Origin of the sequence: Microcoleus sp. PH2017_08_TRC_O_A (genome assembly GCF_020738665.1) — a bacterium.
Lineage (GTDB): Bacteria > Cyanobacteriota > Cyanobacteriia > Cyanobacteriales > Microcoleaceae > Microcoleus.
Genome location: NZ_JAEQCE010000005.1, coordinates 43707 through 59535, shown reverse-complemented (window position 1 = coordinate 59535; position 15829 = coordinate 43707). Strand labels below are relative to the sequence as shown.

General features: G+C 46.6%; 13 protein-coding genes. 5 read left to right on the top strand and 8 right to left on the bottom strand.

Features of this window, described 5'->3' with window-relative positions:
• Positions 1–109 precede the first annotated feature (109 nt).
• The 4 genes from JGK22_RS02865 to JGK22_RS02850 all read right to left on the bottom strand — a co-directional run bounded on the left by JGK22_RS02865 (position 110) and on the right by JGK22_RS02850 (position 3499).
• On the bottom strand, positions 110–346 hold the full coding sequence (locus JGK22_RS02865; protein ID WP_293176259.1) for a type II toxin-antitoxin system Phd/YefM family antitoxin: 237 nt from the start codon (positions 344–346) through the stop codon (positions 110–112).
• A gap of 56 nt (positions 347–402) precedes the next feature.
• Positions 403–645: a hypothetical protein gene (locus tag JGK22_RS02860; protein WP_293176261.1), complete on the bottom strand. Its 243-nt coding sequence runs from the start codon at positions 643–645 to the stop codon at positions 403–405.
• Positions 646–748: 103 nt separating this feature from the next.
• Positions 749–2683, bottom strand: coding sequence for a glycosyltransferase family 39 protein (locus JGK22_RS02855; protein ID WP_293312291.1), 1935 nt, complete (start codon positions 2681–2683; stop codon positions 749–751).
• A gap of 246 nt (positions 2684–2929) precedes the next feature.
• Entirely contained in the window at positions 2930–3499 is a 570-nt protein-coding gene (locus JGK22_RS02850; protein WP_293176265.1) for a hypothetical protein, read from the bottom strand.
• 394 nt (positions 3500–3893) lie between these two features.
• Between JGK22_RS02850 and JGK22_RS02845 the strand changes: the two genes are divergently transcribed.
• Together JGK22_RS02845 and JGK22_RS02840 are read left to right on the top strand one after the other, a co-directional pair.
• Positions 3894–4226: a DUF565 domain-containing protein gene (locus JGK22_RS02845; protein ID WP_293176267.1), complete on the top strand. Its 333-nt coding sequence runs from the start codon at positions 3894–3896 to the stop codon at positions 4224–4226.
• A gap of 488 nt (positions 4227–4714) precedes the next feature.
• A complete protein-coding gene (locus JGK22_RS02840) occupies positions 4715–5812 on the top strand; it encodes a glycerate kinase (protein ID WP_293176269.1) in 1098 nt (365 codons plus the stop codon).
• 123 nt (positions 5813–5935) lie between these two features.
• Here the strand turns inward: JGK22_RS02840 and JGK22_RS02835 are convergent, their stop codons facing one another.
• Positions 5936–6313 (bottom strand): hypothetical protein, encoded by a 378-nt coding sequence (locus tag JGK22_RS02835; protein ID WP_293176271.1) that lies wholly within the window; start codon positions 6311–6313, stop codon positions 5936–5938.
• Between the two features lie 321 nt (positions 6314–6634).
• Between JGK22_RS02835 and JGK22_RS02830 the strand changes: the two genes are divergently transcribed.
• Positions 6635–7162, top strand: a complete 528-nt coding sequence (locus tag JGK22_RS02830) for an orange carotenoid protein N-terminal domain-containing protein (protein WP_293191757.1) — start codon at positions 6635–6637, stop codon at positions 7160–7162.
• 158 nt (positions 7163–7320) lie between these two features.
• On the opposite strand, the gene JGK22_RS02825 is transcribed toward JGK22_RS02830, so the two are convergent.
• Entirely contained in the window at positions 7321–7488 is a 168-nt protein-coding gene (locus JGK22_RS02825) for a hypothetical protein (protein ID WP_293176276.1), read from the bottom strand.
• A complete protein-coding gene (locus JGK22_RS02820; RefSeq protein ID WP_293312289.1) occupies positions 7485–9353 on the bottom strand; it encodes a PAS domain-containing hybrid sensor histidine kinase/response regulator in 1869 nt (622 codons plus the stop codon). The genes JGK22_RS02825 and JGK22_RS02820 overlap by 4 nt, the downstream gene beginning before the upstream one ends.
• 393 nt (positions 9354–9746) lie before the next feature.
• Between JGK22_RS02820 and JGK22_RS02815 the strand changes: the two genes are divergently transcribed.
• Together JGK22_RS02815 and JGK22_RS02810 are read left to right on the top strand one after the other, a co-directional pair.
• The gene (locus JGK22_RS02815) at positions 9747–10469 is read left to right on the top strand and encodes a response regulator transcription factor (RefSeq protein WP_293149645.1); all 723 of its coding nucleotides are present in this window, start codon (positions 9747–9749) and stop codon (positions 10467–10469) included.
• Between the two features lie 616 nt (positions 10470–11085).
• Entirely contained in the window at positions 11086–12738 is a 1653-nt protein-coding gene (locus tag JGK22_RS02810) for an alpha-amylase family glycosyl hydrolase (protein ID WP_293223762.1), read from the top strand.
• A gap of 183 nt (positions 12739–12921) precedes the next feature.
• Here JGK22_RS02810 and JGK22_RS02805 read toward each other — a convergent pair whose 3' ends face one another.
• Positions 12922–15576 carry an EAL domain-containing protein gene (locus JGK22_RS02805; protein WP_293216210.1) on the bottom strand — a complete coding sequence of 885 codons (2655 nt, stop codon included), beginning with the start codon at positions 15574–15576 and terminating at the stop codon, positions 12922–12924.
• Positions 15577–15829: the final 253 nt, after the last annotated feature.

The window sequence follows — 15829 nt, the reverse complement described above, 5'->3', positions numbered from 1 at the left end:
GACTGATACCCATAGTAGCGCCTTAACTCTTGTACTTTGTCTTGTAAATTGCTAGAAGCCAGCTTTTTGGCATCTTTCTGTGCCTGTTTGGTATATACCAAATTCCAATTCACCACTCCAACTCCCTAGCGCAATTCTCGATCGGCGTTGCCAGTCCTTCGCGAATCGATTCCCGCATTCCTGGCACTGATAGAAGATAGAGTGTCTCCTGCACAGATGCCCAGTCAGATTCCGATAATAACACTGCATTGCTAGTCTGTCCTGCGATCGCGATCGGTTGATGTGACTGACTCACCGAATCGATTAACTGCTGCAACTGCTGTTGAGCTTCATTAATTGGGATCATAGTCTTTCATTCCTCTAAAATAGCTCGCTCTTTCTCGAACCGCCTGTCTTGTATAATCACCGATCGACATCTTGAGCCACCATCATTGCATTGATATGGGTAAAGATGCGATCTAATTCCCCAATGGCTTCAAGTTCCGCTATCTCTTCTGCCATTAGTCGATCGTCCTTCTTCTTTTCTAACAATTGTTCCATTCGCTGTTGGAGCGATTCACTAAATTTGAATAACTTCCAGCGATCGACTTTTTCAATGCAAATCTCATGGATTAACGAGGAGGGTTTGTTCAGGATTGAAACCATGATTGGCTCCCAGCTTGATGTTTCAGGTGTTTAGTAGATTGTACCGCAATTTCAACATCATAGCTGGTCTGACGCTCGATCGCCAAAACCGCAGTACAATACACTAATTCAAAAACGCCTTTCTCGGAACCCTTGCCAGTTGGTACGCGCCGCGACTGTCCAACAACTGATATTGATTTGGCTGCAATCCGAATTCCACAAACTTGTGTGGATATCCCAGCACTAGAATCGTCGGAGAAGTGTGGTTGTTGGATTCCTCGATGTAGTCTTTTGCGCCTCTGGGAAGTCGGTAGAAAGTCACCGGATCTTGGGTATAAAAAACTAGACTTGGTTTCCAGAAACCAATCATCATCAACTCTTCTCCCGGCAGTTTTTGTTGGACAACAACCTTCGCTAACTCTCTTAGAGGTAACTGGCGGTTGAGATCGACCAAATTGTAGGCGGGAGTCAGACCAAATATGATAAATGCTACAAACCCGATGAAGTTAACAACCAAAATCCAGCGTTGTTGACGTTTCCAGAGTAAAAGCGCGATCGCCCCAGCCGCCGTTATCCAAATCGTACCGCCAACCATCAGCAATCCCGACTGCTGAATTGCTTGCGGAAAATTGGGCATTGCCGGGTCATCTCCGAGCCAGTTGTAGCAGTAGAAAGTTGCTCCGGCTATAATCAGTAAAAATACGATATTGAAAATGTATGTAACTAACAGCCCTCGCGGTAAAGAATTTGGTTTTTTCTCTAACTTTCCCGGTCTGTTTTGTGGTTGCTTGCCTGCAATAATATCGCTCCACAGCAGCGTTACCAAAATGGCTGCGGCGGGCAGTAAAGGCAATACATAACTAGGCAATTTTGTCACGGCGAGCGTGAAAAATCCAAAGATGCAGCCGAACCAAAATAGGGCAAATAAACTTAATTGTGCCGATCGCGCTTGACGGCGCCAGTAACTGCGCTGCCAAAAACGGGTACGCGCGATCGCCACCGGCAAATAAATTGACCAAGGCGCAAAACCGACGAGCACTACAATGAAGTAAAAATACCAAGGCGCCGAGTGCTTGTTGACTACTCCAGTAAAACGCTGGAAATTGTGATAGCCGAAAAAACTGTCAATATAAGTTTCACCGTTGGCTAAAGTAACGAGAATAAACCAAGGTAGGGCGATCGCCAAAATAATCAAGATTCCCGACAGCGGACGCATTTCGCGCCAAAGTTGCCGAAAATTTCCCAAATACAGCCCGAAGCTACCAATAATCATCGCTGGGATGACAATTCCCACAGGCCCCTTAGCCAGAATTGCTAAGGCAATTAGTACGTAACAAGTCAAATACCATTTATTGGGAAATCGCCCAGCATAAATGGTGGAAAGTTCTGCTTTTTCTCTCTGTTCTTCTAGCGTGTAACCGAGAAAAAATGCCAAAAGTGACGAACAAATACAGGCAACTAATAGCATATCAGAAACGCCAGTCCGCCCCCAGGCAATAGTTTGGGGATTTAAAGCTATTAATGCCGCACCAATCCAAGGAGTAGAAAGAAAGAGGGGGAGATTGGGAGATTGGGAGAATTTTGCTTCTTCCTCATTCACTCTTCCTTCTTCCTCATTCCCTCTTCCTTCTTCCTTCTTCCTTCTTCCTTCTGTTTTCGATAGAGTGTAGAATCCGAGGCAAGTCAGGGCGATCGCACAAAAAGCCGACGGAAGGCGCACAGCCCACTCGTTAACGCCCAGAGTGTGGTAAGCCACCGCCATCAGCCAGTAAATCAACGGCGGCTTGTCAAACCTGGTTTCGCTGTTGAAATAAGGAGTGATCCAATCCCCTGTCACCGTCATTTGACGGGCGGCTTCAGCAAACAGCGGTTCGGTTTCGTCAACTAAGCCGATGTTGCCTAAATTCCACAAGAAAGCTACCCAGGCGATCGCGCACAGCCACAACACCGATAGCAACAAAGGTACCATCGGCCGATGCCTGTAATATTCTGACAAATTTTTAATAACTTCCTTCACCCAAACTTCCTGCGATTTTAGATTTAAAATTTTAACTCGCATAGAAGTCTACCGAAAAATTGCCTTCTCGAAACTGGGAATTCGATCTAATCCGGTTCAATTCAAATCTTGCAGCGTTCTCAAGAACAGGCAAGATGCCTGTTCCACAAGACATCAAGCTTCTTGTGGGGTGTCGGGCCCGCTCTTGAAAAACGCAATATCTCAGGTTCAATTCAAATCTTGCACCGTTCTCAACAAAACCGCAGAAACCGGGTTTCTCAATCAAAATCTCAGCCCGCAGCTAAGCTTTCACTGCTGCAAAGTTAATTGCCATTCTTCGGCTTTGGGATTCCAAGCGGGCGAGGCTGTCTCCCCGGCGACGTAAGGCCCCCAGTAGCGGCGGGAACCATCCTGAGCAAAAACCACCAGAATGTCTCCCTGTTTGACTTTTAACTTGCCCTCCGGCAGCGATAGCATCAGTCCCTTACCACCACCTTCCCCCGGCGCAAAATCCCAGTGGGCCGGTTTTCCGTAGGATTTCTCGGTTTGCCGTTTCGACAGCAAGGCCACTCGCACTGGGTGTTCGCTGCGGTTGCTGACTCGCAAACTGCCGGCAGCTTTGCCATTGACAGGGATTGAGGAATTGCTTTCTTCCTCTGCTTCTGGGGGTAACTCGGGTTTGGGCTTGCTAGCGGTGTCTGCGGCACCTGTCGCGACTCTCGAAACCGGGGGTGTTGGGGGGAGTGCGGTGGCTGCTGAGGGCAAATCGCTCGATCGATTTGCACCGTTGGAGATGGTGATTTCAAAACGTCCGAGAAACATTCCTGTAAATAGAACGATCGCCATTCCAATTAATATCTGGTAATTTTGAAGTTTCATAAATTTTATGCTTAAAGGATAGACTGCACCCCTGCAATTAGTCCTACCAATCTTGAATGTAGAATCCGGGGCTACTGTGCCACAAGATACAGCTACACTTAATTACTTGACGGTTCGGGGCTATAAAGCTCCAGATCGCTCAATACCATTTTAGATGTTAAATTTGAGACTTGACATTGCCGGATACTGATCCGGTAAGGATTTGGGGTTGTTCGCGATCGGCATTTTTTAACCCCGCTCAAAAACAGCTACAAGCCCCGATACTCTTGAGGATCTAGCCAAAAACTTGAGACTCCTGTTCAATCTCCCAGCAGATTCAATCCTGCAAGTAAATCTAAAATCTAAAATCTAAAATCTAAAATCGACTGACTCATCCGCATAACTTTTAACTTTTATGCAGAATACCCGAATTAACAGATTGATTGATGTTCTGGGCGAGCAATTTGCACGCTGGGCTAGCAATCCTTGGCGGCGGATTTCGCTGCTGGTAATTAGCCTGCTGTTCGGCAATTTTTTGGGAACTGCTCTTTCGACGATCGCCGGACAAGCCGCTAATTGGGATATTATCGTAGCCGGGATGTTGGTGTTGTTCGCCGAGTTGGCGAACCGACTGGTTTACAGCAGCAGGCGGCTGGTGGCTGGTGCTTTGTGGGTGGAAATGCTCAATGCTCTAAAAATTGGCGTGACTTACAATTTATTTGTAGAAGCTTTCAAACTTGGCTCTTAAAAAATGGTAAAATATTTGTCGCTTGCAGATATTATTTGCCTAAAACTAGCCTCCCCTTAGAAAGTTTTGATACAAGTTTAAAAAAATAATTCCAGTCCGCGCGGCCTCCCAACTCATACAGAATTTTTGAATTAGACCTCTTGCACAATAGCTAGGAACGGGCAAGATGCCCGTTCCACAATTTTTTTTTCTGTGGAATGGGCATCTTGCCCGTTCCAAAATGTGATTAAAACGACTTTTGTAAGATATCTATTATTAAATCATATCGTGTCTGATCGATTAATCGCAGTAAAATTAGTTCGTAGTGCGGACTTTAGTCCGCAGCGTGAAAGCGGACTTCAGTCCGCACTACAAACAGTAAAATTAGTTCGTAGTGCGGACTTCAGTCCGCAGCGTTAGAGCGGACTTCAGTCCGCACTACAAACCATTTTTGTTATGGTAATCGACTCGATATAATATCATCCCATTATCCAATCCTAAAATCTACAATGGTTGGCTCGACTTTAACGCCTGTTGAAATTTTACACCGCTGGCGATCGGGCGATCGCCCGATCGCTCCCGATTTCGATCGCCTCGCCTGTTGGGAACTTGCCGACGATCTGCGATCGCGCGCTTTTAACATTACTCCTGACAACGCAGCCGATGTTGTCCGCCACAAAACCGATTTATTCCTGTCTGTACTCGATCGACTGCATACTTTCCCCGTCAAGTCAAGTGTTTTTCTAGAAAGTTTGTGGAATCTGTGGCTGCCACTGGCGATGCAATTATCGACTGAAAAACAAAGTTTAAACCGGACTTTAATTCAAGGAATTTTAGGAGTCCAAGGAACGGGAAAAACTACTTTATGCCAAGTTTTGAGGCTGATGCTGGGAAAATTGGGATATTCCACAGTCAGCCTTTCTTTAGACGATCTTTACAAGACTTATGCCGATCGCCAAAATCTCCAACAAGCTGACCCGCGTTTAATTTGGCGCGGCCCCCCCGGCACTCACGATATTGACTTGGGAATCTCCGTTTTAGACCAGTTGCGCGCTTCTCACACGGGGGAATTAGCAGCATTTGACAGTCAAAAAATAGAAATTCCCCGGTTTGAAAAATCAGCCTGGGGAGGTGCGGGCGATCGAAGTCAATCAGAACTTATTTCCGGTGCGGATATTGTACTGTTTGAAGGTTGGTTTGTCGGCGTAAATCCAGTCGCCGATCGCAAATTGAACGAGTTTTTGGCGGCGGCGCCGTTTCCGATTTCCACAGAGGGCGACTGTCAGTTTGCGCGCGATATGAATGCGAAGCTGCACGACTATTTGCCACTGTGGAACCGATTAGATCGGTTGATGGTTTTGTATCCCCGAGATTATCGCCTTTCTCAAGTGTGGCGCAATCAGGCGGAACGGGAAATGATGGCTGCGGGGAAGTCGGGAATGTCAGAGTCGGAAATTAATCGGTTTGTGGAATATTTCTGGAAAGCACTGCATCCTGAGTTATATATTCAGTCGATGCTTGAGGGCGATGGCGTGGATTTGGTGGTGGAAATTTTGCCCGATCGCGCGATCGGCAAGATTTGTCGTGCGATCGACTTGATACATTAGCAATACCAATTTTAAACAAATTAGGTACGTAGTTGCGCTTCAGCGCTCTTAGCAAATATCAGCAAAGAGCGCTGAAGCGCAACTACGTACCTTAGAGGGCTAAATTTAAGTCTCGATTCTAAATTAACTGCCGGGAGTACCCATTTCGATCGCCTTTTGCACCAAATCGTCCGTAACATTGCCCGGTGCACCTGTGCGGTTAACTTCCTTAGCCATCGCTAAAAAATCATCGGGATTGCCCTGTGAATCTGCCGGCATTGGGATTTCTTTAGCAGCGGGAATCTCAAATTTAGGCGCAGTTGCAGCAGCGGCAGCTTCGGCGCCGGCACTCGTGCGATCGATATCGCTAACGCTGAATTCTTTTGAAGCTTCGTAGTCGGCTGATACATTAACCTCAGGCAACTTTTGTTCTCCAGCTTCTACGCTTTCAGTTATCTGTTGAGCATCAAATGTTTGAGTGTTATCTAATTCTGTATTCACTTGAGGATTAACTTCAGACATAGCCGACTCCTTGTTACTTTTATTTAACAATTCAATATAATTATTGTCGCTAAAATTCCTATTATTTTCATCTTCCCGCAGATGTATTGTTGGCTTCTATCTCAAGGATGATTTATTTTAAGACCTTGGCTCAGCATTACACCAGTTTCCGAAAACAAGACAACTCTCTGCAAGCTCAAAACCCTTATGAAATAAGTCATTTCAAAATCTAAAATCTAAAATCTAAAATCTAAAATCGCATTACCTCTCGGGGATGGTGACTTGTACCTACAAATGTTGATATTTATATATTCTGGAAGCATTTTTAAGGAATTTTAACTTATGAACTCACCCGCCGCGACCAATACTCACGCTCTCTCAGACGATACTCAAAACATGGTTGATAAAATAAACGGTTTGGGTACAGATGAAAAACTGGCACTGCTCTACTTTATTTATGAAAAAATGGGAGACTCAATTACACCAGCCGCTCCCACTGCTGCGGAACCAGAGTTAGCTCCCATGTTGCTAAATGATTTTTACAACCTTTCCCACGACCAACAACTGAATATAATGCGAGGTATTGTCAACGGTGACGACACGCCTTATTCTCGCGCTTACGGAGCTTTAACTGCTAACAATCAGTTGCTGGTTTGGTATGCTTGGGCTATTGATATGGGGGATAAAATTGTCGATATCCCCGAAGGATATGAGGCAACTGAGGCTGTGAATGGCGTGTTAGATCAAATTGAAGGTCTGGAGTTTGAACAGCAAATTTCGGTGCTGCGCGATGTAGCTAATAATATGGGCTACACCGATGTTAAACCAATTGCTACTCAGGCTCAAGTTGGGAAAACTTCTAGTCTTTAGATCGGACTTTGCTAAAGCCCTCACTATAAAATTGATTGCAGGTTCGTAGTGAGGACTTCAGTCCTTTCCATTCCTAAGCGGTAAGGTGCACACCCTACTGATATCAATTCCGGTTACACCGGAATTGCAGAGGAGACGGCAGTGCCGTTTCCCCACAATTAATAGCGGTAGGGAAACGGCACTGCCGTCTCCTCATTTCGGCTACTAATAATTCCGATGCTACCGGATTCGATAATTCGATATTCGATATTCGATATGACCTTCGTTAAATCCGTTACATCCGTTCCAAAATCGGTTGCCGAACTTGCTTCTGCTATCAATATCAAAAATGTTTGCAGTCAGGAATTGACTTTTTGGGGTTAATTTTTCGCGGGATTTCGATCGCAAATCTCGAACCTTTTTTTAGTTGACTTTCGACCGTAATTGTGCTGTTCATTATCTTGACTAACGAGGCACTAATCGCTAGTCCTAAACCAGTGCCTGGATATGGGCGGGTTGTGCTTTGGTCGGCTTGATGGAATTTGTCGAAAATGTGGGGCAGATCTGTTTCGGAAATGCCGATTCCTGTATCCCGAACGGTGATAATTAGCCGATCGCCCTCTAATTCCCCTACCTCAATGCAAATGCAGCCCTGATGAGTGAATTTAACCGCGTTGGAAATCAGATTCACCAAAACTTGCCGCAGCCGCAACTTGTCATTAACGATACACCGATCCTGCAAGCCCACGCAGACGGACATTGCCACATTCTTTTCGGTAGCTTGATTTCCGAATTCCAGAGCCACATCCATTACTAAATGCGCTAAATCAAATTCTTCAATTTCTAATTCGGTGCGACCGCTCTCGATTTTGGAGAGGTCGAGGATATCGTCGAGCAGGACTAGCAGGTTTTTGCCGTTATTTAAAATTCGCCCCACCATATCTATTTGCTGCGCGCTCAGCAGTTGTTTGTGCTGGCGCAGCAGCAATTGGGAAAAGCCGATAATCGCATTCATGGGAGTTAGCAATTCGTGGGACATGGTGGCCAAAAATTGCGATTTTAACTTTGCTGCTTCTAGCAGTTGCAATTTTTGCTGTTGAATGCGCCGCCCCTGATTTTCCAGTTCTTCCTGTTGGCGAATTAGCAGCTCGTTTTGCAAGTCTAAAAGTTGTTCCTGCTTTTTTAATTTTTCGATCGCCCGCGCGCTGTTAATCGCGATCGCAGCTTGTCTTCCCATCACCGCCAGCAGTTGCACAGATCCGCTGTCAATAGCCGTCCTGTCTTGGACATTACCGATCGCCAAAACGCCCAAACGCCCGGTTTCCCGCGACTCGATCGCCGCAGCACAGGCCGCCGCCGGCACTCCTGGGCCCGACTCTGAGCGCCACAGTTGAGACTCTCCCGTCGCAAACGCTTTCAGCAGAAGCTTGTCTTGTATCTGCGGGGTTCTGCCCGCAGAAAAGTTGGCCGCGCCCCCGACAGCGCTGAGTTTGAGGCCGCTGGAATCCCACTCCGGGAGCGCAACCAGGCAAAATTCAGCTCCGGCGATCGCCTCCACAGTCGCGTCTGCGATCGCTTGCAACAACTCGCACAAGTTACCGTTGCGCTGGCTCAACAAATTTGTAAACCGCTCGATCGCCTGCAAATCACTCCCTGCGTCTATTTTGCCCAAATTTTTGCCTGTGAAGTTAACTTCCGGACACGCTTGGCGGCGCCAAATTTCTGCTTCTGCTGCGAGCGAGCCTTGAGTTTGTGCGATCGCCTCCATATCTGTGTAAGTTCCCACCCACTCCAAAACATCATGACTGTCAGGGTTGGCGGGCGATCCTCTGGCCAAGTTCCAGCGGTAAGTGCCCTCTTGCGCCCGGAGACGAAATTGTATTTCGTAACTTTGGGGCGGCCCAGCATCCGGGCGCGATCGCGCCAACAGACGAGCGCAGTCTTCTGGGTGAACCTGCGCCAGATAGCCGAAACCCAATGCTGCTGCTACTGGTACCCCCGTGTACTCCTCCCAGCGCTCGCCTAAATAAGTCGCCCAGCCGCTGGCATTTGCTTTCCAAACTATATGAGGAATTGCCGACCACAGGCGATCGTTCAGAGTTTCGCCGTCGCAAACTAGGTGTTGGGGGGCTGTTATTTCTGATACCTTGTATAGTATTTCCGCGTCGGAAAAGTCCGAGCGAAAAGAGTTATTGGCGTGATAGTGAGTCATAACTGGTTTTATAAATAAGCATTCAACTTGAGCCCTAACACCGGCTCAAGACTCGTGCTGCTAGCTTTATTAATTTTGACGGCCAATGTGCATCAAAAGTTTTTATACTTTAAATCTATCTCGGTAGTGATATCTTTACCTCTATCAAGGGGCGGACAATGGGATAATTCAGTTACACTGTTTAAACATTGAGAGCTTACCTGTCCCGATCGCGCTTTCCCCGCGCCGCAAAATAATTTAAAAATTTACTTGCAATCTTGGCGGCTGCATGAGTATGCTGGAAAAAGATGTGCGGGCTGTCAAACCCTAAATCAGGACACATTCTCAAATTTACTCAGTTTGGCTGAGTCACTTGACGATATTTTAAAAGTTTAGCGGACTATTGGAAGAAAGATGAGTAAAATTCGCGTTGCTTTAATAGAAGACCACGACCTGACAAGAGTCGGCATCCGCACAGCTTTACAACAGCGTGACACCATAGAAGTTGTCGGGGATGCAGCTAACGCTACAGACGGATTGAAACTGCTTCAGTCTACCAAACCTGACGTGGCAATTGTAGACATTGGCTTGCCAGATTTTGACGGCATTGAACTGACACAAAAATTCAAAAAATCGATAGCAGCCGACTCCGATCCCGATACCAAAGTTTTGATTCTGACTTTTCAAGACAACGAAGAAGAAGTTCTGGCAGCTTTTGCCGCCGGAGCTGACTCTTACTGCATGAAAGATATCAGCTTCGACCAGTTGTTGGACGTAGTAAAAGTAACCCATGAAGGTAACTCTTGGATCGATCCGGCGATCGCTCGTATCGTGCTGAAACAAGCTCGCACTAAGGAGTCGGCTCCAGAAGAGCCGAAGCCTGAGGGCAAAAGAGTCACAATTAAGGCTGCCGAACCCGAGTTCAGTCACATCATTGAAACTTACCCTTTAACCGAGCGGGAGTTAGAAGTTTTGGAACTGATCGTGCAGGGTTACAGCAATGCTGCTATCGCCGAAAAGCTGTACATTACTGTCGGTACAGTCAAGACTCATGTCCGCAATATTCTGAACAAGCTGTGCGCTGACGATCGCACTCAGGCGGCCGTTCTCGCCCTGCGTTCTGGCTTGGTTGGATAAAGCCTCACCAGCAGGCAAAAGCAAGTTAAAAGTAGGGTGCGCCCGCGCACCTTACGCATTAATTTTAGGATGCGTACTGCGCGCCGACCGACTAATTGTTGGCGCTTGTATAGGGTATTATTCGGCGCACTTTACTGCCGAAGATATAGGCTTAAATCTCAGAATCGCCAGCCGAATAATCTGATGTTTTAAAAGCTATATTTAAGTCCGCATCTATCCTTGTGCAGATATTGAAGATCATCTTTTTCTGTGTAAATCTACCTTAAGATAGATGCCAAATACTTCTCAGATTATTAATACTTATAGTTGAGCAAGGTAAAGTTATATATAACAACCGCACCGGACGTTTAGAACGTTCTTAATTGCTCAAACCATTGGTTTTCTTCCTTATTTCTTCTTCTTCCTTCTTCCTTCTTCCTTCTGATAAAATTCCGATCGCACTGTCGGTATGGCGCGATGTCACTTCATAAAATGCGTAGGCTCGGCCAGATACTCATACTTTTAGGAATAGTTAAGCACTTACATAAATTATATCCGCAGAGTGATGCCAGAGTTCGCTTCAATTTGCGAGATTAAAACTATCTACTGCTCCTGAAAAATCTTAAAAAGAGGCATTATGAGCGCTCCAATTGAATTCCAGTTATTTGCTCCCTACAACAAAGGAGCTGCCTTGGTGGGGTCTTTTTCTAATTGGGAAGAAATTCCGATGGCAAAGGACGAAGAAGGTTATTTCCGCACGCGAGTTGAGTTGGAGGATGGCGTTTATCAATACAAATTTCGCGTGCAGTCCAAAAGCTGGTTTCTGGAGGCAGATCAGTGGGTAGATGTGGTAGATCCCTGCGCGACTGATATCGACGATCCCACTCAAAACGGCGCGATCAGAATCAAAGATGGCGATCGCATCGTGGATACCTACGTGTGGCAGCACGATGACAAACCGCTACCAGCCGATCGAGAATTAGTAATCTACGAAATGCACGTTGCCGACTTTTCCGGTGGCGAAGCCGATCCCCTCGCCCGCGGCAAGTACGAGCACGTCGTCGAAAAACTCGATTATCTAGTCGAACTCGGCGTTAACGCGATCGAACTCATGCCCCTCAAAGAATACCCAGGCGACTACAGTTGGGGCTACAACCCGCGCTACTTCTTCGCTGCGGAGTCCAGCTACGGCACCACCGAACAACTCAAAAACCTGATAGACGAGTGTCACGGGCGCGGGATTCGCGTCATCATCGACGGGATTTACAACCACTCCGAATCATCCAGCCCCCTCACCCAAATCGATCACGATTATTGGTACCACCACGCCCCCCGCGATCCAGACAACAATTGGGGCCCAGAATTCAACTACGAATTTTACGACGAAAACTTAGGAACTTACCCGGCGCGCAAATTCATCGGCGATACAGTCCGCTATTGGATTCAAGAATACCATCTCGACGGCATTCGTTTCGACGCAGCCCGACAAATTGCCAACTACGATTTCATGCACTGGATAGTTCAAGAAGCCAAAAATGCTGCTGGCCCAAAACCCTTTTACACCGTTGCCGAATACATTCCCGAAACTCCCAGCATCACCAATATAGACGGCCCGATGGACGGCTGCTGGCACGACAGTTTCTATCACTGCATAGTCGAACATATCTGCGGCGATACCTTTGATTTAGAACGGCTCAAAGATGCGATCGACTGCAAGCGGCAAGGCTTCTTGGGTGCTACCAATGTAGTGAATTATCTGAGCAATCACGATCACGATCGCGTATTCTCAGAATTGGGCGATCGCGGGATTTTGGATGAACCAGCATTCAAGCGGGCGAAGTTGGGTTCTGTATTGTTAATGACAGCAGTTGGCGTACCGCTGATTTGGATGGGCGAAGAATTTGGCGAATACAAAGCCAAAACGATCGAGCAAGCAAAAATTGACTGGACGCTGCTGGGAAATGACATGAATAAAGGTTTGTGGGAATACTACAAAGGCTTGATTCACCTCCGCAAAAACAACCAAGCACTTTACACCGAAAACATCGACTTTTTCCACGAAGATCCCGACTCGAAAGTGTTTGCTTACACTCGCTGGAACGATGAAGGTTCGAGAGTTGTAGTAGTTGCGAATCTGTCGGAAAATTATCTAGCGGGTTACAGCGTTCCTCACTTCCCGGCAAACGGAACTTGGCACGAATGGACGGGCAATTATGATGTGGAATCTGGCGATGACAATATTACGATTGACTTGCCGGAATACGAAGCCAAAGTGTTTGTTTGGCAGTAATCTGTTAGGTAGGTTGTTGGGCTTGGGCCCTCTGATTATATATATGAAAGAGCGTTTAGGTACGTTGTTGGGCTTCAGCCCTCTGATTATATATATGAAAGAGCGCCCAAGCGCAACAACGTACCTTTATTTAGGGTTACTTGCGAGGAATTTTATTTTTTACACGCACCATAGCAGTATTTCTCATTGTGAATCTAAACTACATATTTTACTCAGTTGATTTTCTAGATACAATTGGGTTGCGGCCGCCGCCGGTATGGGTTTGCTAAAGAAGTAACCCTGACCCATATCGCATTGAAGCGATTGCAAAAATGCCAACTGTTCTGCTGTTTCCACTCCCTCAGCAATCACCTGTAAATTCAGGCCCTGTCCCAGGGCGATCGCCACTTTCACAATCGTAGCACCGCTGTTGCCGTTGAGCAAATCTGCCACGAAGGATTTATCTATTTTTAAATTATTCAGTGGGAAGTTTTTCAGAGACCACAGCGAAGAATAACCTGTGCCAAAATCGTCCAGAGAAATTTGAATTCCCATTTGCTGCAACTGCTGCAATACCGACACCGTAAAATTTACATCTGTCATGGCAACTGTCTCGGTAATTTCTATTTCTAAATACTCGGGATTTAACTCGGTTTCTGACAAGATTTTAGCAATGGTTTCTACCGTGTTAGCTTGTAGAAACTGACGACCTGATAAATTCACAGCTACCCGTACTGGCGGCAATCCCAATAACTGCCACTCTCGATTTTGCAAGCAAGCTGTCCGCAGTACCCATTCGTCAATTTGGCAGATTAATCCTGTTTCCTCAGCTAGGGGAATAAATCGATCGGGAGGAATCAAACCGCGTTCGGGATGCTGCCAGCGAATCAAAGCTTCCATGCCGACTATTTGGCAAGTATTTAAGTTGATTTGCGGTTGATAGTGCAGCACAAACTCTGATTGTTTCAAAGCTTTGTAAAGCTGATTTTCTAAATTGAGTTCCTCGGAGACTTGATTGCCGATCGCCCGCGTGTAAAAATGATAATTGTTCCGACCTTTCTGTTTAGCTTTGTACATCGCAGCATCAGCATTTTTCAGTAAGGTTTCTGCATCTTCTCCGTCATAAGGAGCCAAAGCAATTCCCAAACTAGCCTTAGTATAAAGTTCCCGACCGTCAAAATCAAAAGGAGTGCTTAAACTCTGGATTATTCGCTGGCAAACCTTAGTTGCGTCCTCGGGGCTGTTGATATTGTACAGCAGCAAAGTAAATTCATCCCCGCCCCAACGGGCGATGGAATCCCCGAGGCGCAAACAGTTAGTCAAACGCCGAGATACACCTTTCAGCAACTGGTCGCCCACTGGGTGGCCGAGAGTATCGTTAACATTTTTAAATCTGTCTAAGTCTAGAAATATCACCGCCAACATTTCTGCATTCTGGTGAGCGTTAGCTAAAGCTAAAGATAGCCTTTCATTAAACAGTAATCTATTCGCTAAACCTGTTAAGGGGTCGTGAGAAGCTTGATGTCGCATCATCGCCTCGACGCGCCTCTGCATGGCAGCCATGTACAGGTGAGTTCCTAATGATTTTGCTAGCTTCTGTTCCTCGCTGCTCCACTTTTGAGCTTCGCCGATTTTGATTTCTTTCCAAGCTGCAAAGGACTGTCGGGGTCGATCGCTCCGGGCGTCGGAACTGCAACGGCCAGCCCACAAAATTTCGGTTTCTACGGCTGCGCGAAAAATGGTGAGACAGCCGATGCACTGTTGGCGGTATTGCAGCGGTACTGCCAAAAATGACCGAATGTCAGCTTCGAGAAAATTTGCAGATAAAGATTTGACTTGAGGTTCTTGAGCAATATCGGAAATCGCGTACAAGTGCGGGACGATTAAATTAGAAATATTTGTATCAATTGAACTGTAATGCTCGGAATATAGATTTTGATAAATGCCTAATTGGCTGGTACTGTCGGCAGTTTTTGGTTGCTCGTCTTGGTTGGCCCACCCCATGATCTGCTGCCAAAACTCGGTGAGTTCGAGATTGGTGTCTGGAGGCTGCTGCCCGCAGGTATAAAGTTTAGCCGGCCGATCGCCAAATTCGGCGGCAATGTACAAGCGTCCTCCCGAACCGTCCAAATGCTTGACACTTTGTTCGAGAACTGCTTGCCGAATTTCGTTTAGTTCCAGAGGAGAGTGCAGCAAACTGCTAATTTGGTTGACAACGGCTTCGTCGCGCGCTTGCTGTCGGGCTTGAGTGAGGAGAAAAGATTGGGCGATCGCAATTGAAAGCTGATCCACAAGCAACTGTACCATGTTCAATTCTCGATCGCTAAACCGTTTGGGTTGACTGTGGTGACAGGCCAGCAGCCCCCAAAGTTGATTTTGATGTACGATCGGCACCGTCAGAGAAGAACGCACCCCCATAGCCTCCAGATATTCTGCGTGACAGGGGTCTACAGGACAATAGCGAATATCTTCAACCGCTAAAGTTTGGCCGGTTTCGGGACAATCTAAGCGATTAATTATTTTATGCTGCAATCCCACATCTACAATCACTCGCTGCCGCGCTTTGACAAACATTTCGCGCGCACTAGGCGGAATGTCCCCCGCAGGAAAGCGCAAACCCAGCAGAGATGGCACATTTTCGCCGTTGATGGCCTCGGCAATCACCTCGCCGCTACCGTCTGCATCAAAGCGATAAACTTTTACCCGATCGCTTCCTAAAAAGCTGCGGATTTCTCGCGCCGTTGTCGTCAAAATCTCTTGCAGTTCTAAAGAGTTGCGGATGCGATTGGTAATTCGATTGAGTAAAATCTCTTGTTTTAAATTCGCTCTTGACGTTTGTCTAACTCTTCTGCGGGCCATCCCTTTTAATCTCCAGGGCAATTGACAGCATTTTTGCGAGCCACCTTGTTAACTCGCCCTGAACTATAGACTACAACACTTTCGCTCAGTCTGTGGGATTTACGCAACCAGAGAGCCAGAAACCCAGTTTTTAGGAATATTTTGGGTTTTTCTACAAATTTTGGGTACTAAGGAATGAAAATTAAATAACTTACAGTTTTTATTGTTCTTGTGGGATGGGCGTCCCGCCCGTCCTTTCTAGACGGGCGGGACG